Origin of the sequence: Rickettsia endosymbiont of Gonocerus acuteangulatus (assembly GCF_964026435.1) — a bacterium.
In the GTDB taxonomy this organism is placed as follows: domain Bacteria; phylum Pseudomonadota; class Alphaproteobacteria; order Rickettsiales; family Rickettsiaceae; genus Rickettsia.
The window spans coordinates 1,126,276-1,145,251 of the sequence record NZ_OZ032147.1; the positions used below are offsets into that span (position 1 = coordinate 1,126,276).

The following is an 18,976-nucleotide window of genomic DNA, read 5'->3' on the forward strand; positions in this document are numbered from 1 at the left end:
TTTGACGCCTGTTCCCTCTTTCTTGCTTTTATATCTTTTAGAAGGTAAATTGTCATTGTCAATTAAAAAGGGACCAGTAAATTGCACGAAAAAGGAACCACTATATTTAAAAATTTTTATGCCATATTACCTCCAGATTTATAGTTATTAATACGATAACTTTTACCTTTTATGTTTAGTATATGAGCATGATGTACCACTCGATCAATAATTGCATGAGTTAATACTTCATCAGCAAATATTTCATTCCATTTTTCAAAATCCTTGTTTGTGGTAATAATGGTAGATTTATTTTCATATCGTTTAGCAATAATATTAAAAAAGTCTTCTACTGAATGTTTTGGCAATTGCTTAAACCCGAGCTCATCAAGAATTAATAAATCAAACGATAGGAGTAATTTAACCTTTTTGTGATAACTATTATCTGCTCTTGCAATATGTAAATTATAAAGCATATCCGATACCGTAGTAAAATATACAGAGTATTCTCGTGTTAAAGCTTTTAATGCTAGCCCAATGGCAAGATGAGTTTTCCCAGTTCCTGAATCACCTATGAATATTACATTTCCCTTAGTATTAATATAATCACAAGTTGATAAATCACTTATTACTTTGGCATCAACACTTGGTTGGAAATTAAAATCAAAGTCTTCTAAATTTTTAGTTACCGGCAATTTAGCAGCACTTTTACGGCGACGGTAATTATTATCCTTACGGTTAGATTTTTCATCTTCACATAATAGTGATAGAAATTCTTTAAATCCTAGTTTATTATTTTGAGCATAAATAATCCTTTCATTTAAACTATTGACTATACCTGATAATCTAAAGCTTCGTAGGTCATTAAATAAGTTCTGCATTATTACCTCCAAACTCTGGTAATGGTAAGTTTACTGCATTACTATTTAAAATATTCTTAATTTTAGAGTAAGAACTTATACCATAATGTAGTGCTCTATGACAGGCTTTATCTATTAAGTCATCATTGTAAACCTTACGTAAAGAAATGATACCTCGTGCACAACGTTGCCAATCATTCACTCTTGTTTGTTGTAATGATTCTAATAATAAACTGCAATTATTCCCTATCTGCTGCATTTGTTGTTGATAATGTTCACTATATTCTATAAAACCTGGGCATAGACGTTTGTATTTAGCATAATGAGACGGATTAGTGGTAAATATCCCCTTGCCCTCTGTTCTAACGTGTCTTGCTATTAAATCATTTTGTATAGAAAATATTTGAACAAGTTTTGGGGACAATTGTACCATTACCTCACTGTATATATATTTTGCTGGTACAGAGTAATAATTATTATCTATGGTAATATGACAATCTTTTGCTACTTTTCGATTATGCCAAGATGACAAATCAAAAGTTTCTAATGGTAAAGGAATCAAACTACTTCTTTCCTCTTGCTCAAACAGTTCTCTAGGTATTCTCTTAGTAGTACCATGTATTCGGCTATTGGCCTTATTTAACCAATTTGCAAGACCATTTGTTAATTCTTCATATCTATCAAATTTACGACCAGCAAAAAAATTATTTTTAACGTATTTTATTCCCGACTCAACTTTGCCTTTTTCTTGCGGTTGATACACTCGACAAGGAGAAAGTAAAATTCCATAATGATCGGCTAAGCACTTATATTCCTTCTGATATACTGGCTCATAAAAATTGGCATCTACTACTCCAGCTTTAAGATTATCAAGTTTTATTACTTTTGGACTACCAGCAAAATAATTAAATGCATTGATATGACATTGAATCCATGTTTGACAACTTTGATCAAACACTACTTCATAATAATCAAGGCGACTATAGCTTAAACGCATATTAAATACATATGCTTTAACTCTACGCCCTTTAGAATTATACTGTAAGCCTATGTCACCAAAATCTACTTGTGCTTCCTCTCCTGCTAAAGTATGAAAACGAATGCAACTGTTATCCTTAATTTTATATTTTTTGATATAACGGGTCAAAGAAGTATAACTGCTTGTATAACCTTGATTTTTTAACTCCTCAAAAATTCTTATGTAACTCAGATTTTTTTCTAATAACTCAATTATTTTTTCGTGCCAAAAATCCAAAACTGAAGATCGTTCATAGATTGCTGGGGATTCTGTACCAGCCTCTACATAGCGGTTTATTATTTTTCGTACTGTTTTGCGGTCTGTTCTTGTTAGTTTGGCAATATTCCTTTGACTATTGCCTTGTTTATAAAGGGTGATAATTGTTGTATACATATTTATTCTTATCATTGTATCACTAGATATTTACTTGCTTAATTATCTAGTGAATATTGCACATTAACCTTATTAGGTCACACCAACTTCTCTGGTCCCTTTTTCGTGCAATTTACTGGTCCCTTTTATTTTAGCAATGACAGTAAATAGCTATATAACTTTAATTTAGCTGCTACTGCAGAAGTGTAAACAAATCTATATATACTTTCTGTACTGATACACAAAGCTGTATTTTTGTCTAGTTTTAACTTTCCGGCTATAGCATCCGGCGACCATTTCTTGCGAATCATAGCATTTTTAATATACAAAACTTACGCTATGAGTAAAAAAGTGATAAATTATTGTAAAAATAATTAAACATGTCAAAGAGGATAAAGTTGCAAGCAATACCAATTAATAGGACAGATTATTGTCAATTTTTAATAGTTAGCCAAAAGAATTATAGTTTAACCTACTACGCTGAACATGCAAAGAAATGTAGTCATGATGTTATTAATAGATTTTTAAGGAATGAAAAATATACACCTTCTTTGTTATGGGAACACATCAAGAATGATGTTATTTTTTCATCTAATGGATATACAATATTTGATGATACGGTTTTAAATAAAAGGAATACGAAGCAAATAGAAATTGCAAGATCGCAGTACAGTGGAGCTACAGGTAGAGTTACTAAAGGTATAGGAGTAGTGAGTCTGGTATATTATAACCCTGATATTAATAAGTTTTGGGTAATAGATTATCGAATTTTTGCACCTGATCATGATGGAGCAACAAAACTAGAACACCTATTAAACATGTTAAATAATGCTGTTTATAGCAAGAAGATTCCTTTTCAAACAGTACTTTTTGACACATGGTATTCTACACACAAAATTATGCAACATGTTGACTCTCTGGGGAAATATTATTATGCCCCTATTAAAGCCAATAGAAACGTTAGTAAAACACACGATTCTAAACCTTATAAAGCTGTAAAAGAGTTGACATTTTCAGATGAAGAGATCAGGCATGGAGTAGAGATTCATATAAAAGGCTTTGCTAAAAATAAGCATGTTAATTTGTTTAAATTTACTGTTTCTACCAACAGAGTTGAGTATGTTGTTACCAATAACAAAACTCAAAAATCTTCTAAAGCTGCACAAGATGAGTATGGCTTTCGATGGGTAATTGAGAGCATGCATAGAGAAATTAAGCAACTTACTGGGATAGAACGTTGTCAATGCAGGAAACAGCGTCTTCAACGTAATCATATTAGTTGTGCATTTTTAGTTTGGGCATTTCTCAAAAGGACTGCAAATACAATCGGTAAAACGGTTTACCAAATAAAGTTAGGGCTTTTAGATGACTATATGCAACAACAGCTGCGTTCTCCATCTTTACGATATTTAGAACCAAACATAGCGTAAGTTTTGTATAATCTAACAACATAGGGTTCTTTTCTATTTTTAATAACTCTTGCTGATACATCCTGTTTTCATATTTTTCCTGAGCAACACAAGGCATATACTTATCTTTTACCTTATTTCTTTTTAGCTCCATACTAATAGCGCTTTTAGACCTCGTAAGATGTTGTGCTATCTTATTAATACTGACTCCTAGGTCATACATTCTTTTTATCTCATATCTCTCTTCTCGAGATAAGTGTCTATATTTTCTGTTCATCATTACCTATTTAAAATCTTATTATTTTAAATAGGTTCTGTTCTACTTACTTATAGTATTTTCAGTAGAAAGACTATTACTATGGATAATGGCAAAGAGTTTGTAGGGCATCTTGCTTATAGACTATCTGGGTTTCAAACTTTCTTTTGTAATCCATACCGCCCTAGACAAAAAGCACTAGTGGAGAAAATAAATTCTATGATTCATAGAATTTTACCTAAAAATACAGATATTACAACCGTTACACAAAGAGGTCTTGACAATATTGCTGAGATTTTAAATAACATGCCAAGAAAGATTTTTGGTTATAAAACCCCCAATGAAATTTGGGCAGAAAATTTATAGGTTTTGTTCTACTTAGTCCTTGAATTTTCAACCAACTTACTCTCCTGATTTAAATCCTATAGAGCATTACTGGTTTAAGATAAAAAATGAAATTAGGAAAGTTGTAGGAGATTTTGAAACATTTTATGATGCTGTTTTTAATACTATTAAATTGTCAATATCTGGCTCTGTCCAAATAAGTGTGGGAATTTCTCAAAGGTTATATAAAAATATAATATAACAAAAGGAGAAATTATATGCACCAAAAACAAAATGAAGCAATGAATCAAGCGATAGATTTATTAATAAATAATGATACAGATATATCAACATTACTTAAAGAGGATGGTTTATTAAAGCAATTAACCAAACGGCTTGTAGAGAAGGCATTGCATTCAGAGATGAATAATCACTTAGGATATGATAAATATTGTCATACTGATAGTGATAATGTTCGTAATGGTAAGAATGTAAAGAATCTAGTAACAAATAATGGAGTTATAGAGATTGAGGTTCCAAGGGATAGAAGTAGTACATTTGAACCTGCATTAATTCCAAAGCGTCAAAGACGTATTGAAGGATTTGATGATAAAATAATATCGTTATACGCTAAAGGAATGAGCTTATCTGATATTAAGATTCAAATGCAAGAATTGTATGGAGCTGACGTTAGCGAAAGTTTGATAAGTCAAATTACTGATGATGTAATTGAGGATGTCAAGATATGGCAAAGCCGACCATTGGATCGAGTATATGCTATAGTATTTTTTGACTGTTTAGTAGTAAAAGTACGTCAAGATAAACGAATTATCAATAAGTCTGTATATGTAGCATTAGGTATTGATTTATCTGGCAGGAAGGATATTTTAGGATTGTGGATCAGTGAAAATGAAGGAGCAAAATTTTGGCTTGGTAATTTTACTGAGATGAAGAACAGAGGTATGCAAGACATGCTTATTGCTTGCAGTGATAATTTAACCGGTATGTCTGAGGCGATAGAGGCAGTTTTTCCGAAAACCGAACATCAATTATGTATTGTACATCAGATTAGAAATAGTTTAAAATATGTATCATATAAAGACCGAAAAGAATTAGCGGCTGATTTAAAGCCTATTTATACTGCTAGCACAGAGGAAGAAGCACATCTTGCTTTAGAATCTTTTGAAGCTAAATGGAGTAAACAGTATCCACAAATTGCTAAATCTTGGTATGTTCATTGGGAAAATTTAATGGTTTTTCTAGGATACCCTGAGGCGATAAGGAAAGTAATATACACAACAAATAGTGTAGAATCTGTCAATAGCCAATTACGTAAGGTTACCAAGAATAAACGGGTTTTTCCAAATGATAATGCCGTTTTTAAGACCTTATATTTGGCAATTGATTATATGACCAAGAAATGGGCTATGCCGATTCCAAACTGGAACGCAGCTATGGCTCACTTTTTGATAAAATTTGAAGGTAGAATTTAAGCCCTATGAAAAATTTACACACTTAATTAGAAAGACTCCAATATCTTAATGATTTATGCTATACTACAAAACCCCATTAAAATAATGTTGATTATAAGAAATAAGACAATATTAGGAACGTTATAAATAAAATCAATTATCTGGTCAGGCATAAATAAGATACATCTTTGAATTTAAAGTATTACCCATGTCCTGCTGAGTATTTATGGAGTATACTAGCAATAAGAGTTTGATAAGGTAGACCTTCGTAAGCAGCTTTTTGTTTTATTCTTGTTAAATCACTACTGGAAATACGAATATTTATGCGTATATCCTTTTTTAAATAATTAGCAGCTGCATTTTGTGCTATACTTTTTTCTTGCTCAAAATCTTCAACGCTCTGCCATTCATCATTTTCAAAAGAATCTAATAATTCTTTTTCCTCCGCATCAAGTACTATATTTCTATCCCTCATTCTTTTTGCCTGTTTTTAAATATTTTTGGTTAGCTTTTCTGCTTGGTATAATAGTCTTTAGAAAAGTTGTTCCATCAACTTCAGTAATAAAAGGAACTAGATAAGCATATTCATTAAATTTAACTATATACATTTTTTGACTAGAATATTTATCAGAATTTGGATATTTTATTATATCCGATATATATTAGACCTCCACCTCCTCCAAGGTTATTGTAGAATCGGCAAGCTTAGTAATTTTCTCAATCTTCAAACGAGCTTCTTTGAGTTTCTTTTCACAGTGATTTTTAAGCAAAATACCACGCTCAAAACTATTAACTGCTACTTCTAAAGTTTCTTGCCCGTTATCTATTTTTTTTACAATTTCTTCAAGTTCGCTTAAAGCTTCTTCAAAACTAATATTTTCGTCTAAATTTTTATTGGTAGTCATATGTTTTTATTTTTAATGGTTAACTAAATCAGTTGCCTCTGTAGTTGTTGGTGATATTAGCAATTTTTTTAATTCACTACTATCAAAGGTCTTTTTGGGAGCAGACATATTTCCTTGTACTCTCAAACTAAGATTGCTTAAAACACTTTTATCTGCATTGGAACTAGTGTTTTTTGTATCAGATTTAACAAGGCTAGACGGAATATAAAAAGATAGAACATTAGATGAATCCATATTAAAATTATATATATTAACTGCAAAAGATGCAGCCCCTGTACTATACTGGGTAACAAAATTTATATCTTTTAAAAGAGCAATGCCTTTTTGTAAGTCAATATTACCACTTATACCCGTAATTCTTTGTTGTCCTGTCGTTATAGCACTATTTATATCTTTATCAAGATTCGATGCATTATAATCATAATTATTAATTTTCTGTATGAAAGAATCAATATTAAAGTTATTAACCGTGATAATATTTATAGCAAATTGTGATTTACTAGTAAGGTTGTATAATTGATTTTGCAGGGTATTGCCGTTAGTGGAAAAACTACCACTGATACTTATTTCACCTTCTGAAACAGCAAATATTTTAGGTAAGAGTGCTGAAGCTTTATCTAAATCTATTGTATTTAATGCATATACAAAATTAAGAAAGTAAGGATCTAACAAAATATTACCACTACCTTGCAATTTACCACCTAATAAATTTGCTTCAATATTATTGAATTGTAGTAAATTATTATTATTTACTGCATAGAATTTAACATTTTTTAATACTAAATCATTTTGCAACAAGCTAGATAGATTACCATATATTTGTAGCGTAACTTTATCTAAACTATAATCATTTACTAATTTATTCCTTAAATCAAGTAACTTTGCAGGTGATAATAAATCAGTACTTAAACTACCATCTTTAATTTTGACAGTTAAAGATGGTAATACGCTAGAAGCATCCAAATTCCAGCTAGTTGATAAGTAGTTATTATTTGTTTTAAAATCTAAATTACTAATTTTTACATTAGCTGGTGAAATTTTAGCAAGTAGATTCATCTTATCAAAGATTTGATCATTATATTTAACACCATCTACTAAAATATCTAAATTAATTGTATAAGGATTTGTTCTAATAGGGATAAATTTACTTGGATAATCTAGGCTCTTCATATCCTTAGTCAAGCTTTGTACAAATTCAATAAAAGGTGAAATTATTGGATAACTATTTTTTGTTAAATCAAGTGAAGATATACTAAGTGTAGCATTTAAATGAGCTGTTTGAGCAATAAATTTACCAGAAAAATTTCCTGATAGACTTAAATTATCTGTTTTTAGCGATAAATCTTTAAAAAACAAATCTATCAAGGTTAATTTTAATCCAGACGATAGAGTAAATGGTATAGCATCTTTAACTGTGATATCAGCAAATCCTAATATATTTAGTAATGAATTAAAATCGTTATGCTTTAAATATATTTGTCCATCAAACATACTTCTAATAAAATTTTGCGTTACATTCCCTAGAAGCTTAAACTCACCATCTGGTTTAATACTTCCTGAGTATTCATCTATTTTTAAAGTACCTTTTGATAAGCTAGAAGTAAACGTTACTTTCTCCAATGTATTATTATTACTTAAAATTACTTCATCAATTACAATATTGATCTTAAGCAACTTATCAGCAAAAATAAATCTAATATTCGATGGAGCAGTATTAAATGTTAACGGAGCATTTGAAGAAACTATTGAATTTAAATCTAATTTAGAAAAATTTAAATTAACAGTACCAGTAGTATTATCATTTTTAGCAATGTTAATAGCACCACCTCCCGTAATAAATGGTGATTCTACAACTATATCTTTTAGCTCTACTGCATCTTCTGAATTTAAAATATTAAACTTAACATTTACTACACTTGTTTGATTCAGCTTATTTAAAATATGGCTTAAATCCGGTAGTATGTTATACATTGCTAATGCTAGATTTTTGATATTATATTCACCACTACCGCTATCAAGTTTAGAATCCTTATAAACTTGCGACAATTTAAAATTATAATCTTTATTATCAATATCAAAGCTAAAATTTACTATATTCTCGCTCTTATTAATTGAGCCTGAAATTGTCCCTAATTCGCTACTTGTAATTTTAAATATATAATTAGATGATAAATGTTCCTTTTTTAATGAACAATTAGAAAAATTTAAAATGGAATAATCTTGTTTATTAATAATATTGAGATTTGTAATATTAAGATTTATATTTTGCAGCTTATATTTAAAAAATTTATCTATCAGCTCTTCATTATTATAAATATTGAGCATCTTAGAATCTGCATAAATCTTAGCGTCTAATATTTCTAATCTACTAATTTGAGGGCTAAATTTTATAAGGGACCAGAATGAGAAATAGACTTTAACTTCTTCTAAATATACTTTTCCCTCTTCCTTTACTGATTCAATGGCTAAATAAGGTATTGGGAATTTATTTATCTTTATTTTTCCGATATTCTCATTGGCAATTCCTAAACGGCTAGTGAAATTACTCGCAACAGAGTTATAATTAACTAGAGACAATGCACCAAAAAAAAGAAATAGTAATAAGGAGCAAGAAATTATTATGCCAACAATTATTTTTTTTATCATATCTATAAAAAATTATTTAAATATATTATTATATATAACTAGTAAAATTTAAAGGTAAATTAATGGATTCCTTGGAAAATTTAATTTTAGTCGGTGTAATAAAATCATGTCATGGGATTAAAGGACATGTAATTTTAAGATCTTTTACTGATCCTGCTATAAAAATAACTGAAAAAGAATTAGTAAACGAATCAGGTGAGAAAGTAAATATTAATCTAATTAAACAAAACTCTAAAGGTGAATTAATTTGCCAATTTAATGATATATCTACTCGCAATGAAGCAGAAAATTTAAAAGGCTATAAATTATTTTGTTTACGTTCAAGTTTACCAAAACTAGAAGAAGATGAATTTTATATAACTGATTTAAATAATTTACCAATATTAGATAATAATCATACTAAAATTGGCAAAATTAAACACATCCTAAATTTTGGTGCTGATGATATAATAGAAGTAGAATTTTTAGATAAAATAACTGAATTACTACCTTTTAACAAAGATTTTTTCCCTGTTATAACTAGGGATTATGCCATTTTAAATTATAAGAGGGATGAATGATACCGTCATTGCGACTTGGCATTGCCTGCGTAGATCGGGAAACGCCCTCGGTGTCATGCCGTGGCTTGGGAACTAGATCCAGCTTAAAATACTAAAATTATTAATATTGTATTAGAAGTTGTTTTTCTGGAGCCCGTGGCCAAGCCACGGCATGACACCGAGGGTGTTTTCTATCCACGCAACAATTCTAAAAATTTACATCATGGAAATGATTGTCCTTTTTTATTAGGAGCTTTGACACTGGATACTGTAGGATTTTCTAACTGTATAGCATTTTTTGCATCCGTCAATTTTGCCATAATTGCTACATTATCTTTAATATTAACTTTATCTTTTCCCACAATCATTTTAGCTTTTTCAATATCCGGCTCGTCTTTACTTACAGGTTTTAATTCAGACTTTCCTAATAAAGTTCTTACATCTTCTGTTTTATCTTGAGATTGTCCTGAAACAGCTGCCCCTCTTTTTTCCACCTGTTCTTGTAATAAATTATCTATAGCTTTTAAACGAGCATCTTTAGATAAATCTTTATTATCAATTAAATTAGCCTGTATGAAATCTAACTGATCTTTAGTAGAAGATTTTTCATTAAACTTTTCAGTTAAATCTTTAGCTTGCTTTTCCGATTCAGCTTTCTTTTCTTCATTAGTTTTAAGATTTCCGCGTTCATCAAGAAGGTTACGGAGGTTATTAACTTTTTTACTTATAAATTGATATATATCATTTAACTTACTCGAAGTTTCTTGTACAACTTTTTCTTCTTCAGAGACTATAGGTTTTTCTGTTTGTTCTTTTGACTGTTTTGATGTATCATCAACAGCTCCTTTTTCAAATCCTGTCTTAGCAGCATCATTAAACTCTGCTAAAGCTTTCATTGTTTTCCCTGCAGCTTTAATTGAATTTTCTTTTGTTTGATCTATCGGCGGCTTATCTTGTTCTAGATTTTGTTCTTTTAACCCTTGAGTTAAATTCTGTGTTTCTCTCTCTAATATTGCTTCATTTATTGCTGAGTTGGCTATGTTTTCAAGAGTAGATCTCTCTTCAGGTACAGCATTAGCTTTAATGCTTTTAACAACGCCTTGAGTTATTTCAGATGCTATTTCAGGACCTTGATTTCCTATACCTTTATGAATTCCATCTATCAAGCCTTTGGTCATTAGTTCTTTATCTTTCAGCTCAGCTGTGCTTTTTACAATTCCATCTTCTGCAAACGAAGCAACAATAGCTTTGTCTGGTATAGACATAGTTTTATGACTAGCTATATCCTCACCCACAACTTCAATAATACCTACTTTATCCTTAATATCTAAAGGACTTTGAGCAACTTCTTTTGTAATTCCTTGAATTATTTCACCTTTTATTTCCACTTTAGCTGGACCATCTAAAACATCTGTGGTGATAGTTTTTATTGTATCCGTCTTTTTTACAGCATCAGATAAAGGATCATATAAAATACCGTTTACTTTTTTTATTGTTTCTTCTGCTGCTTGCTTTTCTTTAATTTTATCTAAATTTTGTTGCATTAGGTGCAACTGCTCAGGGCTTAAAATTTCTGCATCCTTACCTTTATCTAGCACATCGCTTATTAATTGGCTTTTCTCTTGAAGTGGATGCTTCGAAGCTTCTATCCTATTGCTTACTATTTCAAATATTTCTCCTTTTTCACCTTTATTAAGGTTACTGTCTAGTACAGCATCAATTATGCCATTAATAGCCCATCTTACACCTGGCTCACTAAGCTCTAAAGCAGAGTCAGTTAACTTTCTTGCTAATTGTTTTTTAGAAGCTAACCCTATATCATCTGTATTTAAAATAGCAGTCATCATATCTTTTAGCAGAACTCCTTTTTGTGGTTCTGATAAAACATTATCTTTATTTATTGTGTCTAATATTTTACCTAAACCCTCTATCCTGACCTCTTCTGAAAGCTCTTTATTACCTAATACATTTTTAGCTAAAGTATTAATTCCTGCTTGTTTTTGGTCAACGTTTGCTTCTTTCTCTCCTAAGATTTTCTCTGCTACCTCACCGATTAAACCAGCTGGCTCATTTTCATTTTTTAAATCTTTATTTAACTGATTTAATAAATTCTGCATAGCTTGCGATAAGCCTGCTGCTGCATCAACTATTCCTTGTGGCTGTGGCTGTGAAACTTCAGCTTGTTGTGGTTGGGGCATTTGTGAAATCACAGGCTTTTGCCCTGAAATAAAAGGTGTTATAGGAGGCACTTGATTGGAAGCTATCCCCGATTGAGGTTCAGGTATCTCTGTATTTTTAGTTTCAATAGGCTTTTCATTTGCTGGATCTATTTGCTGCGAAGATACAGATTTTTCACCTCCTTGAACTCTATAAATATCTTGGTCTATAGTTTGTGAGACATCAACACCCTGCCCTTTATTTACTGCAACCTCTTTCATCATGGCTTCATATTTGCCTCGTGTTACAGGCAGCGTATAAATTTCTCCACCATGCTCTATATAACCTACTGCATTTTCATCTTTCCCCATAAATTTTATAGGTTGCGGTGAGCTTATTTCTTTGAGTTTAGGAGTGCCATCAGGATGCGGATCTGCTTCATAGTGAGCAGTAAAACGGAGTGCATTATTAGATTTACCGTCTTTATTTTGTGCAACAAGCGATAAATGCATCGTACCACTTTTGCCCTCAAGATCTATAGGAAAGTCTATCGTTCTATATGAATTAACTGTAACTGCAGTACCATCTTGTTTATAGACAGTCATCGGGGCAGTTTTATGAGTTTTTTCGGCTAACGTACAAATTTCTTCACCGGCATCATTTTTAATTACTATTGATCTCAGATCGCCTGCACTTACTTGATTTTCCCATTGCATTGACCTAAATCCGCCAACATATTTATTGGCATATTCTTGTCTAATGTTTTCATACTGCCCTTTAAATTGCTCATTAGATAAAGCTTTATCATATAAGCGTTGTTTTTCTTCCGCATTAAGGTTTACTAGAAATTGTCTGAATTTTTCTTGATCTTTTGCTTCTTCTGAATAAGCAGGATCATTATTAAGATACTTTCTTAATAACTCTTCTTGTTCTTCTTTAATTTTATTTTCACGATAAACTTCTGCACTATGTGATGCATGAACGTTTTTATATCCTGCTATTTCTATATTCTCTAATCCCTTTTTAAGATCAGGATTTTCTAAAGCTTTATCGTATAATTCTCTTTTATTTGGATCTTCATTTAAAGTTTTTAAAAAATCTCTAAATTTTTCGTCATTTTCAAAATTAGGTTTTAGTTCAGGATTTTCTGCATTTTCTTTTAGTAACTGATTTCTTATTAAATCACGCTGCTTTTCCAGAATTTCTTTTCGAATAGCTTCAGTTATTGGATCTATAAAGCCATTTCCTGATATACCTCCTGCTAAAGCACTAGCTGAAAGCGAAGATATTGAAGTGGTAGTAGCAGGTGCAGTGTCAGTACTACTAATAAAAATACTATCTCCCTCAAACTCAAATAATTCTTGCTCTTGTCTTATTTGTTCTTGCTTTTCTGCTTCGGTGAACTCTTTATTTGCTATTGGATCAAGCTCCTTTATAATTTCTTCTAAATTAGGATCTTTACTCATAAAACCTCCAGACTATATTTTAAATTACATTAATTCTAATAATAGTTTGTTAGTAATAGCAAGAAAAAAATTGTTTTTTATTGAGAAAGTTTAACAGATTTTTTATATTCTTTGTTTAATTCTTTTACTGCCCAAAACCATATTAAACAGGTGATTATAAATATAAACATTAAACATACGGAAATAGATTGATAACTTGCAGAAGGCAAAATAATAAAAACTAAAGATTGTAAAAATGCACTTCCTGATTTTCCAAGTTTTGTACCGAGCACGTCAGCAGCAGCTTTTCCTTTTATCTTTATTTCCTTATCTAATGGCACATAAGCCATCTCTTTTGTTGAATCAAATAAGGTGTATTTACTTGATTTACTAAGCACATTTTGAATAGCCCCAATAGTTATAGCAATTAAAGCTGGATCGGTAAGAATAAAGCTTGCTACTATCAAACCAGCAGAGCTTTCAAAATTATTTACTGTAAAAAATAATATACCTGTAGTAAAAACTATTATAGGAGTAATAATAGCTGCCGTAAACCAACCGAGTTTTCTAACTATATTTGAGCCAAGTACAACAAAAAGAATGGTAAACGCTCCCGTATAACTTAAATAATTACCGATAAATGCAGCATATTCAGTCGGGGTTTTGTATATTTTAGTAGCTGCTGCTTTCCAAGGTCCTTCCACTAAATTTATAGCGATACCATAACAAATAAGTAAAGTTGCAATTAATCTAATATGTCTTGAAGAAAGGATCATCTGAAAGCTTTCAGCAATTGTCATGGTTTTTTTCTTTGCCTTAAAACGCAACAATGCCATATGTTCTTTATCTAGCACTTTATGATTAAGCAACCAAAAAGTTTTAATACCTACTATCCCTAGAATCAATACTATGGTTAATATAATCTGCACGGAAAGAGTATGAAAAGATGCCTGTAGTGAAAATTTTGCGGCTACATACTCATTAATATGGCTTAAATTTTCTAAAAACTGTCCTGCTAAATAAATCCCTGTTTGGCTGAGTAATCCAAATAAAGGATAAAACCTTTTCGATTCTTCAACAGTAGTTATATTATTTACAAATTGCCAAAAAAGCAGTGCAAAAGCTACATTTGGCCATAATTCAGCTATTATATAAAACAGTGAAAAACTCCATTTCGTTAAAAGCAAAATAAACCATTTTAAATTAGGCAGGCTTGCAATTAAATTTTGAGCAGTAATTGGACTTAAATGTAATATCTCATGATTTGGGAAAATAACATAAGCAAAAAGGGCAAAAAATGCTAAAAATATTGAAATGATCAGATAAAATATATTTTCTGCTTTCATTCTATTGACAAGCTTCACATAAATAGCCGTCATTAAAAAAGCACAAGGCATCACTCCCCAGAATTTTAGAAAGGAAATTGTTTCCGCTCCAATCATCGTAGTAACTATACTATCTTTTAAAGCTCTGATTAAATTTTGAATAAATAAAATACAAAACATTAACAAAGTAATGAATAAAAACTTAGAAAGCTCTTGGCGTTTTATTGGCCAAATATAGTCTGAAAATTTATTTATTAACTTGTTGATTTTACGAGGGGAATTATCTAAATTATGACTTGAAAAAGTATGGTTTGAATTATTTTGGTTAATTGTCATTGATTTTGGTCTAACCTAATTGGCTAGAATTATATATTAGAGATTTTTTAAACCCACGTCAAGTATATACTCGTTGAACTTGAAAAATTGGCTACGTCATCTTTGTAAGTCCTCCGGTCCTCACGTATTAAGTATACGCTTCGGTCCTCGGCTTACAGACTCCTTGCTCTTTTCCAAGTTGATCTTCGTATATAATTCTTTATTTCAGAAAAATTAATGTATGAATAGTTATTGGTTAAATGTTTATAAGCCAAAAGGAATAAGCTCAGCTAAACTTGTTAGTATAATAAAAAAAGTACTTGGTAAAGTTAAGATAGGACATAGCGGCACTCTAGACGTTGAAGCTGAAGGAGTACTGCCTCTTGCTGTAGGTGAAGCTACAAAATTAGTGCAAATACTGATTGACGCTAAAAAAACCTATATTTTTACTATAAAATTTGGCAAACAAACCGATAGTGGTGACTATGCCGGCAAAGTAATAACTACAACAGATTATATACCATCGAAAGAAAATGCATATGCTGTATGCTCTAAATTTATTGGTACTATAACACAAATCCCCCCTGCTTTCTCTGCTCTTAAAGTTAATGGAGTGCGAGCATATAAATTAGCACGAGATGGTAAAGAAGTAGAACTAAAACCACGTAATATAACAATTTATGATCTAAAATGTCTTAATTACGATGAACAAAATGCTACTGCTACTTACTATGCTGAATGCTCAAAAGGTACTTATATAAGGACTTTAGTAGAAGATTTGGCATTGTCCTTGCAAAGTTTAGGATTTGTGATAGAATTACGCCGTACTCAAGTTGGAATATTTAAAGAAGAAAATTCTATTCGAATTGACTCTTCTAATGATATTAGCAAACTTTCCCTTGAGGAAAAAAATATAAAGATAGAAGCAATACTGGACGACATCCTGGTTCTTGATGCTAACGACGAGCAAGCACAAAAAATTAAATATGGTCAAAAATGCCTATTTGATTATGACAAAAACGTAGATTTTATGTGGGTTCGCTATAAAGGCGTTCTGCTTGCGATCGGTAGCTTAAATAAGAATTGCTTCCATTCTTTACGAGTATTTAATTTAACGCAATAGACTAATAAGGAGAAATTATCGATGTCGATTACACAAGAACGTAAACAAGAATTAATTAAAAATTATGCTATAAATGATAATGATACAGGCTCAAGTGCAGTACAATGTGCTATTTTAACTGAGCGGATCAATAACTTAACTGAGCATTTCAAATCTAACCATAAAGATCATACCTCAAGAAGAGGGTTATTAATCTTAGTCGGACGTCGTCGTAGATTACTTAATTATATAAAGAAAAAAAATGTGAGCGAGTATTTAGATTTAATAAGTAAGCTCGGTATTAGAAAGATAAAATAATTACATAATCGTTATTGCGAAGAGCAATTGCTTATGTGCATTGATGTCATCCCGTGGCTTGACCACGGAATCCAGTTAAAAATACCAATAAAATTAGTTTTTTTGTTTATTCTCTGGATGTCTTAGTCAAGCAACTAGATAACATTGAGGTCATTTCCTGACCCACATAACAACGCCAGTCAAGTCGCGGGATGACAACTAAATAAAATACAAATTAAGAGATATATATAGATGTTTAATGAGATAATTAAAACAGTTGAATGGGGCGGAAAAACTCTTGAACTTAGTACCGGCAAGATAGCTCGCCAAGCTGATGGAGCAGTTACCGTTAAAATGGGTAATTCTGTATTACTATGTACAGCAGTAACTGCTGCCAAAGCAAAAGAAGGTATTGGCTTTTTTCCTCTAACAATTAATTACAGAGAAATGGCATATGCTGCTGGTAAAATACCAGGCGGCTTTTTTAAGCGTGAAGGTAAAGCATCAGATCGGGAAGTTTTAGTATCACGTCTGATAGATAGACCGATCAGACCATTGTTCCACCCTGCTTTTGTTAATGAAACATTTGTTACCTGTACTGTTCTTTCATATGACCCTGAAACACCAGTTGATATACTTGCTATTATTGGTGCTTCTGCTGCACTTAGCCTTTCACCTGCACCTTATCTAAAAATAGTTGCTGCAAGCAAAGTAGGGTTAATAAATGGGGAATTTGTTTTAAATCCAACTCTTGACTTATTAAAGACAAGCCAGCTTGATTTAGTTGTTGCAGGAACAAATGACTCTGTAATGATGGTTGAATCAGAAGCACATTTACTTTCCGAAGAGCAAATGCTTGCTGCTGTAAAATTTGGCTTTGATAGTTTCCAGCCAATAGTAAATATTATTAAAGAACTTGCAGCTGAAGCTAAAAAGCCAAAGCTTGAAATGCAAGATTTATACCCTGCTGAATTAAAGAATGAAATCAAAAAATTATTTGCAAAAGAAATTGAGCAAACTTTTGCGATTAAATCTAAACAAGAACGCAGTACTAATTTAGAACTAATACCTGAAAAAGTACTTAAGCATTTTGCGGATGATATAGAAAGTAAAAAATATAATAATTACCAAATTGAATCAGCTTTAAAATCTGTTGAATCAGATGTATTACGTGGTAATATTTTACAAAAAAATAAACGTATAGATGGACGTACTACAACAGATATAAGACAAATTACTTGTGAAGTTGGATTATTACCTTGTGCTCACGGCTCAGCTTTATTTACTAGAGGCGAAACACAGAGCTTGGTAAGTAGCACATTTGGAACTAGCTTAGATGAACAAATAATTGATAGCCTTGAGGGTGAATATAAAGAACGCTTTATGCTTAATTATATCTTTCCACCTTACTCTGTTAATGAAGCAATGCCGATGAAAGCTCCAGGAAGACGTGAAGTTGGACATGGTAAACTTGCTTGGCGTGCTGTTAATCCAGTATTACCTACTAAAACACAGTTCCCTTATTCTATTAGAGTAGTTGCAGAAACTACCGAATCTAATGGCTCTTCTTCAATGGCAACAGTTTGCGGTAGTTCACTTGCTTTAATGTATGCTGGTGTTCCAATAAAAGCACCGGTAGCAGGTATTGCTATGGGTCTTGTTAAGGAAAAAGAAAAGTTTGCAGTATTATCTGATATTCTTAGCGATGAAGATTATTTTGGCGATATGGACTTTAAGGTTGCAGGAACTAGTGAAGGTATCACCGCATTACAAATGGATATTAAAATATCTGGTGTAAATTTCGATATAATGAAAATAGCTTTAGAGCAAGCACGAGCAGGACATTTGCATATACTTGAGCAAATGAATAAAGTTATTAGTAAACCAAATAATGAGATGAGCAAAAACGCTCCATCTACTACTACTTTAAAAGTTGATAAGGATAAGATCAGAGATATTATCGGTCCTGGTGGTAAAGTAATAAAGGAAATTTGTGAAACTAGCGGTGCTAAAATTGATATAAGCGATGATGGCACAGTTTCTATTTATGCCCCGGATAAGGATAAGCTAAAAGTTGCTTTAGATAAAGTTAAGGCTATTGCTATCGAACCTGAAATAGGTGAAGTATTTAACGGCACTGTAATGAAAATATTAGATTCTGGTGCTTTTGTTAATTATTTAGGCAATAAAGATGGTTTTGTTCATATTAGCGAAATTGCCGAAGAAAGAATCGAATCAGTCGGCAGCGTTTTAAAGCAAGGTGATATAGTAAAAGTTAAGCTTATCGGGTTCGATAATAAAGGTAAAGCAAAACTAACTATAAAAAATGCTGATAAAGATAAATCTTCAGCAAGTGCAAAACCAAAAAATAGCCCTAAAGAACACCAAGAACCTGAAAAACGGGATAATGGTAAAAAAAGAGCTTGGAACGAAGACAATAATACTGAAACGACTGAAGTAGTTACAGAACGTAAATATTTTACCTAGTAATTTTGTTATATTGATGTCATTCCCGCTTAAGGCTTGCCCGCATGGATCGGTTTTCCAATTGTCAT

Annotated in this window: 16 protein-coding genes and 2 pseudogenes; 8 read left to right on the plus strand and 10 right to left on the minus strand. The window is 31.4% G+C overall.

Annotated features, from left to right (window positions below):
* Positions 1–116: 116 nt before the first annotated feature.
* From istB to AAGD55_RS06890, 3 genes are all read right to left on the minus strand, one after another.
* On the minus strand, positions 117–860 hold the full coding sequence (istB, locus tag AAGD55_RS06880; RefSeq protein ID WP_341790851.1) for an IS21-like element helper ATPase IstB: 744 nt from the start codon (positions 858–860) through the stop codon (positions 117–119).
* Positions 844–2,250: an IS21 family transposase gene (gene istA / locus AAGD55_RS06885; RefSeq protein WP_341790850.1), complete on the minus strand. Its 1,407-nt coding sequence runs from the start codon at positions 2,248–2,250 to the stop codon at positions 844–846. The genes istB and istA overlap by 17 nt, the downstream gene beginning before the upstream one ends.
* A 125-nt stretch (positions 2,251–2,375) precedes the next feature.
* Positions 2,376–2,558: a hypothetical protein gene (locus tag AAGD55_RS06890; protein ID WP_341790925.1), complete on the minus strand. Its 183-nt coding sequence runs from the start codon at positions 2,556–2,558 to the stop codon at positions 2,376–2,378.
* Positions 2,559–2,609: 51 nt separating this feature from the next.
* Between AAGD55_RS06890 and AAGD55_RS06895 the strand changes: the two genes are divergently transcribed.
* Positions 2,610–3,659, plus strand: a complete 1,050-nt coding sequence (locus AAGD55_RS06895) for a transposase (RefSeq protein WP_341790926.1) — start codon at positions 2,610–2,612, stop codon at positions 3,657–3,659.
* Positions 3,660–3,834: 175 nt separating this feature from the next.
* On the opposite strand, the pseudogene AAGD55_RS06900 reads toward AAGD55_RS06895, so the two are convergent.
* Positions 3,835–3,918, minus strand: a pseudogene (locus tag AAGD55_RS06900) (hypothetical protein); the annotation flags it as partial.
* Positions 3,919–3,996: 78 nt separating this feature from the next.
* Here AAGD55_RS06900 and AAGD55_RS06905 point away from each other — a divergent pair.
* The 3 genes and pseudogenes from AAGD55_RS06905 to AAGD55_RS06915 all read left to right on the plus strand — a co-directional run bounded on the left by AAGD55_RS06905 (position 3,997) and on the right by AAGD55_RS06915 (position 5,711).
* A complete protein-coding gene (locus AAGD55_RS06905) occupies positions 3,997–4,260 on the plus strand; it encodes a hypothetical protein (protein WP_341790927.1) in 264 nt (87 codons plus the stop codon).
* A gap of 16 nt (positions 4,261–4,276) precedes the next feature.
* A pseudogene (locus AAGD55_RS06910) lies at positions 4,277–4,480 on the plus strand (transposase); the annotation flags it as partial.
* 16 nt (positions 4,481–4,496) lie between these two features.
* The gene (locus tag AAGD55_RS06915; protein WP_341790928.1) at positions 4,497–5,711 is read left to right on the plus strand and encodes an IS256 family transposase; all 1,215 of its coding nucleotides are present in this window, start codon (positions 4,497–4,499) and stop codon (positions 5,709–5,711) included.
* Positions 5,712–5,892: 181 nt separating this feature from the next.
* Here the strand turns inward: AAGD55_RS06915 and AAGD55_RS06920 are convergent, their stop codons facing one another.
* Genes AAGD55_RS06920 through AAGD55_RS06935 form a run of 4 tightly spaced genes read right to left on the minus strand, consistent with a single transcriptional unit; the run spans position 5,893 to position 9,241 of the window.
* On the minus strand, positions 5,893–6,165 hold the full coding sequence (locus AAGD55_RS06920; RefSeq protein WP_341790929.1) for a CopG family antitoxin: 273 nt from the start codon (positions 6,163–6,165) through the stop codon (positions 5,893–5,895).
* Positions 6,155–6,298 (minus strand): hypothetical protein, encoded by a 144-nt coding sequence (locus tag AAGD55_RS06925; protein ID WP_341790930.1) that lies wholly within the window; start codon positions 6,296–6,298, stop codon positions 6,155–6,157. Before AAGD55_RS06925 ends, AAGD55_RS06920 begins: the two co-directional genes overlap by 11 nt.
* 54 nt (positions 6,299–6,352) lie before the next feature.
* Positions 6,353–6,595, minus strand: a complete 243-nt coding sequence (locus AAGD55_RS06930; protein ID WP_341790931.1) for an exodeoxyribonuclease VII small subunit — start codon at positions 6,593–6,595, stop codon at positions 6,353–6,355.
* 12 nt (positions 6,596–6,607) lie between these two features.
* Positions 6,608–9,241 carry an AsmA-like C-terminal region-containing protein gene (locus AAGD55_RS06935; protein WP_341790932.1) on the minus strand — a complete coding sequence of 878 codons (2,634 nt, stop codon included), beginning with the start codon at positions 9,239–9,241 and terminating at the stop codon, positions 6,608–6,610.
* A 62-nt stretch (positions 9,242–9,303) separates the two neighbouring features.
* Between AAGD55_RS06935 and rimM the strand changes: the two genes are divergently transcribed.
* A complete protein-coding gene (gene rimM, locus AAGD55_RS06940; RefSeq protein ID WP_341790933.1) occupies positions 9,304–9,801 on the plus strand; it encodes a ribosome maturation factor RimM in 498 nt (165 codons plus the stop codon).
* 200 nt (positions 9,802–10,001) lie between these two features.
* On the opposite strand, the gene AAGD55_RS06945 is transcribed toward rimM, so the two are convergent.
* Together AAGD55_RS06945 and tlc4 are read right to left on the minus strand one after the other, a co-directional pair.
* Positions 10,002–13,403 carry a Sca4 family spreading effector gene (locus tag AAGD55_RS06945; protein ID WP_341790934.1) on the minus strand — a complete coding sequence of 1,134 codons (3,402 nt, stop codon included), beginning with the start codon at positions 13,401–13,403 and terminating at the stop codon, positions 10,002–10,004.
* A gap of 77 nt (positions 13,404–13,480) precedes the next feature.
* On the minus strand, positions 13,481–15,043 hold the full coding sequence (tlc4, locus tag AAGD55_RS06950; RefSeq protein ID WP_341790935.1) for an NTP/NDP exchange transporter Tlc4: 1,563 nt from the start codon (positions 15,041–15,043) through the stop codon (positions 13,481–13,483).
* Positions 15,044–15,263: 220 nt separating this feature from the next.
* On the opposite strand from tlc4, the gene truB reads away from it, so the two are divergent.
* From truB to pnp, 3 genes are all read left to right on the plus strand, one after another.
* Positions 15,264–16,145: a tRNA pseudouridine(55) synthase TruB gene (gene truB, locus AAGD55_RS06960; RefSeq protein ID WP_341790936.1), complete on the plus strand. Its 882-nt coding sequence runs from the start codon at positions 15,264–15,266 to the stop codon at positions 16,143–16,145.
* 21 nt (positions 16,146–16,166) lie between these two features.
* The gene (gene rpsO, locus AAGD55_RS06965; protein ID WP_011477440.1) at positions 16,167–16,442 is read left to right on the plus strand and encodes a 30S ribosomal protein S15; all 276 of its coding nucleotides are present in this window, start codon (positions 16,167–16,169) and stop codon (positions 16,440–16,442) included.
* Positions 16,443–16,673: 231 nt separating this feature from the next.
* The gene (gene pnp, locus AAGD55_RS06970; RefSeq protein WP_341790937.1) at positions 16,674–18,908 is read left to right on the plus strand and encodes a polyribonucleotide nucleotidyltransferase; all 2,235 of its coding nucleotides are present in this window, start codon (positions 16,674–16,676) and stop codon (positions 18,906–18,908) included.
* The last annotated feature ends 68 nt before the right edge of the window (positions 18,909–18,976 follow it).